This window comes from Merdimonas faecis, from assembly GCF_001754075.1.
GTDB lineage: Bacteria > Bacillota > Clostridia > Lachnospirales > Lachnospiraceae > Merdimonas > Merdimonas faecis.
The window spans coordinates 142532-153460 of record NZ_MIEH01000023.1; the positions used below are offsets into that span (position 1 = coordinate 142532).

Below are 10929 nucleotides of genomic sequence, written 5' to 3' on the forward strand. Positions count from 1 at the left end.
TGTACGTCCCCGGGAGGTGGTTGTATGCGGATCCAGGAGACGATGGACCTTTATGATAAACTTCAGATTCTTACGGATGCGGCAAAGTATGATGTGGCCTGTACGTCGAGCGGGGCGGACCGTAAGGGAGACGGCACGGGGATGGGAAGCTGCGAGCGGGCGGGGATCTGTCACAGCTTCTCGGCGGACGGCCGCTGCATTTCGCTTTTGAAGATTTTATTTACCAATGAATGTATTTACGACTGCAAATACTGCATCAACCGCCGGACCAATGATGTGCCGCGGGCTTCCTTTACGCCGGACGAGGTCTGTACACTGACTATGGAGTTTTACCGGAGAAACTATATCGAGGGGCTTTTCTTAAGCTCAGGTGTGCTTGTGAGCCCGGACTATACCATGGAGCTTTTATACGCCACGCTCTATAAACTGCGCAGAGAGTGTAATTTTCAGGGGTATATCCATGTCAAGGCGATTCCGGGGGCCAGCAGGGACCTGGTGGAGCGTCTGGGGTTTCTGGCAGACCGGATGAGCATAAACCTGGAGCTCCCTACGGCGGACGGGCTGAAAGCCCTGGCTCCCCATAAGACACGAAAGAAAATATTAGAGCCTATGCGTCTGGTGCAGACAAGAACAGCGCAGAACAAGCAGGAGATCCAGGTGTACCGGGGAGCGCCCAGATTTGTGCCGGCAGGACAGAGTACGCAGATGATCATCGGCGCTACTCCGGAGACAGATTATCAGATTATCCAGGTGGCCCAGTCCCTCTATCAGAAATTTGACCTGAAAAGAGTGTTTTACTCGGCCTTTGTGCATGTAAATGAAGATTCGGCGCTTCCCGCCAGGACGGGAGAAGGGCCTCCGCTTCTTCGGGAGCACCGGCTGTACCAGGCGGACTGGCTGCTGCGTTACTATCACTTTCAGGCGGAGGAGCTTTTGTCTGAGGAGGATCCGAACTTCAATGTACTGTTCGATCCCAAATGCAACTGGGCACTGAAGCATCTGAACTATTTTCCGGTGGAGATCAACCGGGCAGAATACCGGATGCTCCTTCGGGTGCCGGGGATCGGATACAAGTCGGCGTCCAGGATCGTGAAGGCGAGACGTCTGGGAGTCCTGAAATTCGAGGATCTGAAGAAAATGGGAGTGGTGTTGAAAAGGGCGCTGTACTTTATTACCTGCAGCGGGAAAATGATGTATCCTACCCGGATGGAAGAGGATTATATCGCAAGGAATCTGCTGGAGACAAAAGAAAAGCTGCCTGTGGAGGTCAGAAACATGGGATACCGGCAGATGTCGCTGTTTGACGACGTTAGATTCAGGGAGAATGTGATGCTATGAAAACGATCTATGTGTGTGAGGATTCTGTGACAGGGATCTATTCCGGGATCTACGACGCCTGGAAGAGCGGAAAGGAAGAAGGGGAGTGCGGAATCGCCCTGAAGGGGCTGGTAGAACAGGAGCTGTTCTGTGATTATGCTGAAGTGGAGGAAAGCTGGAAAAAAGCTGCCGCAGTGGACCGGATGATTCGGAAAAACCTGGGAGAAAGAACGCACCGGGACCTCTATTATGCGCTTCTTTCCAATGACAGAGAGAAAGGAAATGTGGTGCTTGGAACCATGATGGCGGCCAGGCGTCTTCCGGACAGCAGGAGGATCATGGAACATCTAAGCCACCCGATGGTAGAAAAAGTCTTTGAACTGAGTCGGAGTGTGGGAGGAGAAGCCCATAATCTGAAAGGGTTCTTAAGGTTCCGGGAACTGGAAAATGGCGTGCTGTATGCGCCGATCACACCGAAAGCCCAGGTGCTTACCTGTCTCGCACCGCATTTTGCAGACCGACTGCCTCTGGAAAACTGGATGATCCATGATAAGAACCATCAGATGTTTGCCGTCCATGAGGCGGGGAAGCAGTGGGTTCTGGCAGAAGAGACAGAAGAAATGAGAAAGAAGCAGAAAGAAAAGTTTGATCGTGTGTCCGTGGAGGAGGGACAATACGTCCGCCTGTGGAAGGGATTCTGCCGGGCGATCTCGATTGAAGAACGGAAAAATCCAGGGTGCCAGCTCAGCCATCTTCCGCTTCGATACCGGCCGAATATGACAGAGTTTACAGAGGGAAATATCCGCTAAAGCCCCAGCGGAACATCTGCGGGAAAGAATCAAGAGAACGGCAGGAGAGAGCAGGCCTCTTGCAGAGTCCGCAGCCAGTGTGGTAAGATGTCTTCGGAGTCCGGAAAGGGACTGAATAGAAAAGATAGGAAGAGATCATATGGAAACAGAACAGCCGCTGGTCCGGATTTCTGTCCGAAACCTGGTGGAATTTATCCTGCGCAGCGGAGATATCGATAACCGGGCAGGAGGGGCAGACAAAGATGCAATGCTCCTTGGAGGAAAGATCCATCGGAAAATCCAGCGCAGAATGGGAGCAGATTACCACGCCGAAGTGGCGATGAAAATGGAGATTCCCTGTCGCGGTTTCATATTGTCCGTGGAAGGAAGAGCGGACGGAGTTATAGAGACCCCTTCCGGCATTGTGATCGATGAGATCAAAGGGATATATAAAGAACTGGAGCTTTTAAAAGAACCGGTTCCGGTACATCTTGCCCAGGCCAAGTGCTACGCCTATATCTATGCCAGCCAGCAGAGCCTGGAAGAGATTGGCGTACAGATGACCTATTGCAATATGGATACCGAGGACATCAAAAGGTTCCAGAGCGTCTATCAGACGGAAAGCTTAAAGGAATGGTTTCTGGGGATTGTCGGGCAGTACGAAAAATGGGCCAGATTCCAGATAGAGTGGAGAGAAAAGAGAAATGCTTCGATCCGGGAGGTGCATTTTCCCTTTGCCTACCGGGAAGGGCAGAAAAAGCTGACCGCTGCTGTCTACCGGACGATCGAACGGAAAAAGAAGCTTTTTATCCAGGCGCCGACAGGCGTGGGGAAGACCATTGCCACAGTCTTTCCGTCCATCAAGGCAATGGGAGAAGGACTAGGCGAGAAGCTCTTTTATCTGACGGCCAAGACCATCACCAGGACCGTGGCCTGGCAGGCTTTCGAGACCCTGCGTGACCAGGCGCTCCGGATGAAGGTGATCGTGCTGACGGCAAAGGAAAAGATCTGCTTCTGTGAAGAGACGGAGTGCAACCCGGACGCCTGCCCCTATGCGAAAGGTCATTTCGATCGGGTCAATGATGCCGTCTATGAGCTTCTGACCACCACTGACGCCATCAGCCGGGAAGTGATCGAGGAGCAGGCAGAAAAATGGAAGGTCTGTCCCTTTGAACTGGGGCTGGATATATCGACCTGGGTAGATGCCGTGATCTGCGACTATAATTATGTCTTTGATCCCAATGCGCATCTGAAGAGATTCTTTGGCGAGGGAAACAAAGGCGACTACCTGTTCTTGATCGATGAGGCCCACAACCTGGTAGACCGGGGCCGGGAGATGTACAGCGCCAGGATCTGTAAAGAAGACTTTCTGAAGATTAAGAGGCTGGTGAAGACAGAGGATGTAAAGCTTGGAAAACGGCTGGAGGAATGTAACCGCCAGCTTCTATCCCTGAAGCGGGAGTGCGACGGCTGTCAGGTTCTGAACAGTGCGGGGAACGTCTATTTGAAGCTGGTCTCTTTAATGGGCGAGATGGAGCGTTTCCTGGAGGAATGTGACAGGGAAGAGATCCGGAAAGAAGTTCTGGAATTATATTTTGATGTCCGGACATTTATCGGTGTGTATGAGGTGCTGGATGAAAACTATATGATCTATTCGGAACTTGGCGGAGATGATAAATTTTATCTTCACCTGTTCTGTGTCAATCCTGCCGGAAGACTGAAAGAATATCTGGAAAAGGGAGCAAGTACGATCTTTTTTTCAGCGACACTCCTTCCGATCCACTATTACAAAAAGCTTCTCAGCACAGTGACGGACGATTACACGATTTATGCAGAATCGCCTTTTGATACAGAGCACAGGCTGCTGATGCTGGGGACGGATGTGAGCACCAGGTACAAGCTTCGGGGAACTCTGATGTACCGGAAATACGCAGAGTACCTGTTGAAGGTGGCGGAAGCGAAAGCGGGAAATTATATAGCGTTTTTCCCCTCCTATCGGTTTATGGAAGAGGTATACGAGGAGTTTTTGGCTCTCCTGGAGGAAAAAGGCGGGGACGTGGAGTATGTGATGCAGTCCCAGTATATGTCGGAGGAGGCCAGGGAGATTTTCCTGGAAAACTTTGAGGAAGACCGGAAAAACAGCCTGATGGGCTTTTGTGTGCTGGGTGGTATTTTTTCAGAAGGGATTGATCTTACGGAGGATAAGCTGATCGGCACAGTGATCGTGGGGACGGGGCTTCCCCAGGTGTGCCGGGAGCGGGAGCTTCTGAGACAGTATTTTGACGGGCAGGGGGTTAAGGGATTCGATTATGCCTATCTGTATCCGGGAATGAACAAAGTGCTCCAGGCGGCCGGACGGGTGATCCGTACGGATGAGGACCGGGGCGTGATCCTTCTCCTGGACGACCGGTTTGCGGACAGACGGTACCGGGAGACGTTTCCCAGAGAATGGGCATCCTACAGCTTTTGTAATGGAGAAAACGCATCGGAGAAGATCCGAAAGTTCTGGGAGTCGGAAAAAGAAGACTGATTACAATAAAAAGGAGTGACAGCATGAAGAAATTGCATGGGGCAGCAGGCTTTGCGGCGATGTTTCTGGTCATCATCGCACTGCTGATCACCAGTTTCCAGATAGGGATCTATGGAGATCCGGAGTATGGATTTTACAAAGAGGAATATGAAAAGTATAACGTGACAGATTCTCTGGATATGACCATAGAAGATGTCATGGAAGTAACAGAGTATATGATGGATTATCTGATTGGAAGAGAAGAGGTGCTTTCCATCGAGACAAATGTGGATGGAGAAACCCAGGATTTCTTCAATGAGCAGGACAGACTGCACATGGAGGATGTGAAGAACCTGTTCCTGGGAGGGCTAAAGCTTCGTACGGTCTGCCTTGTGCTGGCAGTGCTGCTTGTGCTCTTTCTGGCGGCCACAAAGGCGGACATGAGAAAGCAGATCACCAGAGGGTATTTTCTGGCGCTTGGCGTGTTCGGCGTGCTGATCGTGGTGCTGCTGTGCTCTTTTGCCGTGGACTTTACCGCCAGCTTTACTCTTTTTCATGAAATTTTCTTTACCAATGATCTGTGGCTCTTTGATCCGGCGACGGATTATATGATCCGGATGCTGCCGGAGGGATTCTTCTATGATATGGTCATGCGGATCGGGGCCTGGTTTGTGGGAGGCCTGGTTTTACTTTTCGCGGTCATGGCCGGATGGAGACAGAGGGCTCTCTGGAAATTCTGGGAACGGCATAAAAAGAATGACAGGAAATCGACAGACAGCCAATAGTTTGGTTTTACTAATCGGGATTCCTGTGTTATGATGGTCTTAGGATTGCGTGAGCATGGGATGTGCCAGTGATCCGTGGCATTACTTCAATAATAAGACGGAAGATGGAGGAAGCTTTATGGGCAATGTAAAACGCGTATATGTAGAGAAAAAGCCGGAGTATGCAGTACAGGCGAAGGATCTGTACCATGAGATTTCCGGTTATCTGGGGATCAGAAGCCTTGAAAATGTGCGGGTGCTGATCCGTTATGATGTAGAAAATATGACAGACGAGACCTTCGAGAAGGCATGCAGCGGCATCTTTTCAGAGCCGCCTGTGGACACGCTGTACCGGGAAGAGTTTCCGGTAAAAGAAGGAAGCCGTGTGTTTTCCGTAGAATTTCTGCCCGGACAGTTTGACCAGAGAGCAGATTCGGCGGTTCAGTGTGTACAGTTCATTAAAGAAGACGAACAGCCGGTGATCCATACGGCTACCACATATGTGGTAGAGGGGGCAGTCTCAGATGAGGAATTTGAGGCGATTAAAAAACACTGTATCAATCCGGTGGATTCCAGAGAGACAGGCATGGAAAAGCCGGAAACTCTGGTAACACAGTTTGAAGAGCCGGAGGATGTGATCATCTTCGAAGGCTTCAAAGATATGGAAGAAGAGCCGTTAAAAGAGCTGTATGATTCGCTGGGCCTGGCGATGACATTTAAAGATTTTCTCCATATCCAGAATTATTTCCGGGGAGAGGAAAAACGGGATCCGTCCATGACGGAGATCCGGGTGCTGGACACCTATTGGTCTGACCATTGCCGGCACACCACCTTTTCCACAGAACTGACAGACGTTACTTTCGGAGAGGGCGACTATAAAGCTCCGATCGAAGAGACCTACCGGCAGTATCTGGCGGATCACAGTGAGATTTTCAAGGGCAGGGAGGATAAGTTTGTCTGCCTGATGGATCTTGCTCTGATGGCTATGCGTAAGTTAAAAAAGGAAGGAAAGCTTGAGGACCAGGAGGAGTCTGAAGAGATCAACGCCTGCAGCATCGTGGTTCCGGTAACGGTAGACGGCGTGGAGGAAGAATGGCTGGTCAACTTTAAGAACGAGACCCACAACCATCCCACAGAGATCGAACCCTTCGGTGGAGCTGCTACCTGCCTGGGCGGAGCGATCCGTGATCCGCTGTCAGGACGTACCTATGTCTATCAGGCTATGCGTGTGACAGGTGCGGCAGATCCGACAGTATCAGTGAAAGACACCTTAAAAGGAAAGCTTCCGCAGAAAAAACTGGTCAGAGAAGCAGCTCATGGATACAGCTCCTACGGAAACCAGATCGGTCTGGCGACAGGAGCAGTAAAAGAAATCTATCATCCCAATTATGTGGCAAAACGTATGGAGATCGGGGCGGTACTTGGAGCAGCGCCCAGAAGAGCTGTGATCCGGGAAACCTCTGATCCTGGAGATATCATCATCCTGCTTGGCGGACGCACCGGGCGCGATGGCTGCGGCGGAGCGACAGGCTCTTCTAAAGTGCATACAGAAGAGTCCACGACTACCTGCGGTGCGGAGGTACAGAAGGGGAATCCGCCTACCGAGCGTAAGATCCAGAGACTGTTCCGCAGAGAGGAAGTCAGCAGGCTGATCAAGAAATGTAACGACTTTGGCGCAGGTGGTGTATCAGTAGCTATCGGAGAGCTGGCAGACGGCCTTAAAGTTGATCTGGACAAAGTGCCGAAGAAATATGCCGGCCTGGACGGAACGGAGATTGCAATCTCTGAATCCCAGGAGCGTATGGCAGTGGTTATTGATCCAAAAGATGCCGATACATTTATGGCTTATGCAGCAGAAGAAAATCTGGAGGCCACAAAGGTGGCGGTTGTGACGGAAGAGCCAAGACTCAGACTTTCCTGGAGAGGAAAAGAGATCGTAAATCTTTCCCGCGCGTTCCTGGATACCAACGGTGCACACCAGGAGACAACTGTGGCTGTAGATATTCCGAACCGTAAAGATACCATCCTGACCCGTCAGGAGGTGGGTGACGTCAGAGAACAGTGGCTTGGTACCCTGAAAGATCTGAATGTGTGCTCACAAAAGGGACTGGTGGAGATGTTCGACGGTTCCATCGGGGCCGGCTCTGTATTTATGCCTCACGGCGGCAAGTATCAGATGACAGAGACCCAGGCTATGGTAGCTAAGCTTCCGGTGCTGAAAGGCGACTGTGACACGGTGACCATGATGAGTTATGGATTCGATCCGTTCCTGTCTACCTGGAGCCCGTATCACGGAGCAATTTATGCGGTAACAGAATCAGTGGCGAAGATCGTGGCTTCCGGCGGAGACTATCAGAAGATCCGCTTTACCTTCCAGGAATATTTCCGCCGCATGACAGAGGATCCACACAGATGGAGCCAGCCGTTTGCAGCCCTTCTTGGCGCTTATAACGCACAGCTTGGCTTCGGCCTTCCGTCTATCGGAGGAAAGGACAGTATGTCCGGTACGTTCGAGGATATTGACGTTCCGCCGACTTTAGTGTCCTTTGCGGTAGACATTGCAAGAGAAAAGGATATTATCACGCCAGAGCTTAAGAAGGCGGGAAATAAACTGGTATGGCTTCGGATAGAGACAGATGAGTATGACATTCCTGTTTATGAAAAAGTGATGGAGCAGTACGGAAAATTCCATGAAGATATAGGAAACGGCCGGATCGTATCCGCTTATGCCCTGGACCGTCACGGGATTGCGGCGGCAGTCAGCAAGATGGCATTTGGAAACGGCTGTGGCGTAAAGATCGAGCACAATCTGGATCCGAGAGACTTCTTCGCACCGGGCTTTGGAGACCTGATCGCAGAGGTACCGGCCGGAGAAGTTGGAAATCTCCAGATTTCCTATACTGTGATCGGTGAGGTGACAGACGATGGACGCTTCTCCTATGGAAACTGTGTGATTGGGCTGGATGAGGCAGAAAGTGCATGGAAAGGAACTCTGGAACAGGTATTTGCTACCAGTTCTGGCGCGGAAGATACAGATGACTGGAGACTGTCTGTAAAAGAGAGCGAAGACGGAAAACTGCAGGAAGACGGATGCTTCCATGCTTCCCGCGTTCATATCTGTGAACACAAGATTGCACAGCCTACCGTGTTTATTCCGGTATTCCCGGGGACGAACTGTGAATATGACAGCGCGAAAGCTTTCGAACGTGCCGGTGCAAAGGTAGTCACCAAGGTATTTAAGAACTTAAGCGCTGCAGATATCGTGGACTCTGTCCAGGTGTTTGAACAGGCGATCGCCCAGGCGCAGATTATCATGTTCCCAGGCGGTTTCAGTGCAGGCGATGAGCCGGACGGCTCCGCAAAATTCTTTGCTACGGCATTCCAGAATGCAAAGCTTAAGGAAGCAGTAGAGAAGCTGCTGAATGAAAGAGACGGGCTGGCACTCGGCGTATGTAACGGATTCCAGGCACTTATTAAGCTGGGGCTGGTTCCGGACGGAAAGATTACCGGACAGAACGGACAGTCCCCGACGCTGACCTACAATACTATCGGACGCCATATCTCCAAAATGGTTTACACAAAGGTAGTAACGGATAAATCCCCGTGGCTTGCGAAAGCCAAGCTTGGCGGCGTATATGTCAATCCGGCATCCCATGGAGAAGGAAGATTCGTGGCTCCGAAAGAGACGATCCAGAAGCTGTTTGAAAATGGTCAGGTGGCTACACGCTATTGCGATCCGGAGGGAAATGTTACAAAGAATGAAGAGTGGAATGTAAACGGATCCTATTATGCCATTGAAGGAATTACAAGTCCGGACGGAAGAGTGCTTGGAAAGATGGCTCACTCTGAGCGCAGAGGCCGCAGTGTGGCAGTAAATATTTACGGAGAACAGGATATGAAGATCTTTGAATCCGGTGTGGCTTACTTCAAATAAAATTGCATTTTTCAGAGAGGAATATTGCAATCCGGATTAAAAAGCTATAAAAAATCCGTGGAAAATGCAGGAACAGATGTATAAAGCTGCAAAAAAATGATAAAAAAATACAAAAAACACTTGAGTTTTTTGGCAGAATACTTTATTCTGTTAAACAGACAAAGGTGTCAAAAGGAGCTGGCTCTTTGCCGGCTCCTTTTCACGTATATTATATCAAAGCATCAAGGAGGAAGAAAGAATGTCTTATGTTGATGAAGTCCTGGAAAAAGTAGTAGCCAAAAATCCGGCGGAACCGGAATTTCACCAGGCGGTGAAGGAGGTCCTGGAGTCTTTAAGAGTAGTGATTGAAGCAAATGAGGAGAAATACAGAAAAGACGCGCTTCTTGAAAGACTGGTAGAGCCGGAGAGACAGTTCAAGTTTCGTGTTCCGTGGGTAGATGATAAGGGACAGGTACAGGTGAATACTGGCTACCGTGTACAGTTCAACAGTGCGATAGGACCTTACAAGGGTGGTCTTCGCCTGCATCCGTCAGTAAACCTTGGAATCATCAAATTCCTTGGATTTGAGCAGATTTTCAAAAATTCGCTGACAGGCCTTCCGATCGGCGGAGGAAAAGGCGGATCTGATTTTGATCCGAAGGGAAAATCTGACAGAGAGGTAATGGCATTCTGCCAGAGCTTTATGACAGAGCTTTGTAAATATATTGGAGCAGACACTGACGTGCCGGCAGGAGACATCGGAACAGGTGCAAGAGAGATCGGATATATGTTCGGACAGTATAAGAGAATCAGAGGCCTTTACGAAGGAGTACTTACCGGAAAAGGATTAAGTTATGGAGGATCTCTGGCAAGAACAGAGGCTACCGGCTACGGGCTTCTTTATCTGACTGAGGAGATGCTGAAACTGAACGGCATAGAACTGGCTGGAAAAACCGTGGCGGTATCAGGTTCCGGAAACGTTGCTATTTATGCGACAGAAAAGGCACAGCAGCTGGGCGCAAAGGTAGTGACAGTCAGTGACTCTACCGGATGGGTATATGATCCGGATGGAATTGACGTTTCTGCCCTGAAGGAGATCAAGGAGGTACAGCGCGCAAGGCTGACCGAATATAAAAAATATCGTCCGAATTCTGAATACCACGAAGGACGCGGCGTGTGGGCTGTAAAGGTAGATATTGCACTTCCCTGCGCAACTCAGAATGAACTGAATCTGGAAGATGCAAAGCTTCTTGTGGAAAATGGATGTATCGCAGTAGCAGAGGGAGCAAATATGCCGACTACTATGGAAGCGACAGAATATCTGCAGAAGAACGGCGTATTGTTTGCGCCTGGAAAGGCTGCCAACGCCGGCGGTGTTGCAACTTCCGCATTAGAAATGTCTCAGAACAGCGAGAGGTTAAGCTGGAGTTTTGAGGAAGTAGACGGAAAACTGAAAGGTATCATGGTAAATATCTGCCACAATATGGTGGACGCTGCAAAGCGCTACGGCATGGAAGGAAATTATGTGGCAGGCGCCAATATTGCAGGTTTTGAAAAGGTTGTAGATGCCATGAATGCTCAGGGAATCGTATAGAAAACAACGGTTTTTCAGAGAATGCTGAAGTGAAAAGTTTATTT

At 50.0% G+C, this 10929-nt stretch carries 6 protein-coding genes; all 6 read left to right on the forward strand.

Annotated features, from left to right (window positions below):
* Window positions 1-24: 24 nt before the first annotated feature.
* The 6 genes from BKD12_RS13560 (at window position 25) to gdhA (ending at window position 10885) form a co-directional block, all read left to right on the forward strand.
* Window positions 25-1338 carry a putative DNA modification/repair radical SAM protein gene (locus BKD12_RS13560; protein WP_070089883.1) on the forward strand — a complete coding sequence of 438 codons (1314 nt, stop codon included), beginning with the start codon at window positions 25-27 and terminating at the stop codon, window positions 1336-1338.
* The gene (locus BKD12_RS13565) at window positions 1335-2126 is read left to right on the forward strand and encodes a TIGR03915 family putative DNA repair protein (protein WP_070089884.1); all 792 of its coding nucleotides are present in this window, start codon (window positions 1335-1337) and stop codon (window positions 2124-2126) included. The genes BKD12_RS13560 and BKD12_RS13565 overlap by 4 nt, the downstream gene beginning before the upstream one ends.
* 139 nt (window positions 2127-2265) lie before the next feature.
* Window positions 2266-4635: an ATP-dependent DNA helicase gene (locus tag BKD12_RS13570; RefSeq protein WP_070089885.1), complete on the forward strand. Its 2370-nt coding sequence runs from the start codon at window positions 2266-2268 to the stop codon at window positions 4633-4635.
* Window positions 4636-4658: 23 nt separating this feature from the next.
* Window positions 4659-5399: a TIGR01906 family membrane protein gene (locus BKD12_RS13575; RefSeq protein WP_070089886.1), complete on the forward strand. Its 741-nt coding sequence runs from the start codon at window positions 4659-4661 to the stop codon at window positions 5397-5399.
* Between the two features lie 118 nt (window positions 5400-5517).
* Entirely contained in the window at window positions 5518-9312 is a 3795-nt protein-coding gene (locus tag BKD12_RS13580) for a phosphoribosylformylglycinamidine synthase (RefSeq protein ID WP_070089893.1), read from the forward strand.
* Between the two features lie 238 nt (window positions 9313-9550).
* Window positions 9551-10885 (forward strand): NADP-specific glutamate dehydrogenase, encoded by a 1335-nt coding sequence (gene gdhA, locus BKD12_RS13585; RefSeq protein WP_070089887.1) that lies wholly within the window; start codon window positions 9551-9553, stop codon window positions 10883-10885.
* The last annotated feature ends 44 nt before the right edge of the window (window positions 10886-10929 follow it).

What these genes read in the sequence shown, in the direction of transcription:
- BKD12_RS13560 (WP_070089883.1), top strand. Translation starts at nt 25, where the DNA reads ATGCGGATCCAGGAGACGATGGACCTTTATGATAAACTTCAGATTCTT.
- BKD12_RS13565 (WP_070089884.1), top strand. Translation starts at nt 1,335, where the DNA reads ATGAAAACGATCTATGTGTGTGAGGATTCTGTGACAGGGATCTATTCC.
- BKD12_RS13570 (WP_070089885.1), top strand. Translation starts at nt 2,266, where the DNA reads ATGGAAACAGAACAGCCGCTGGTCCGGATTTCTGTCCGAAACCTGGTG.
- BKD12_RS13575 (WP_070089886.1), top strand. Translation starts at nt 4,659, where the DNA reads ATGAAGAAATTGCATGGGGCAGCAGGCTTTGCGGCGATGTTTCTGGTC.
- BKD12_RS13580 (WP_070089893.1), top strand. Translation starts at nt 5,518, where the DNA reads ATGGGCAATGTAAAACGCGTATATGTAGAGAAAAAGCCGGAGTATGCA.
- gdhA (WP_070089887.1), top strand. Translation starts at nt 9,551, where the DNA reads ATGTCTTATGTTGATGAAGTCCTGGAAAAAGTAGTAGCCAAAAATCCG.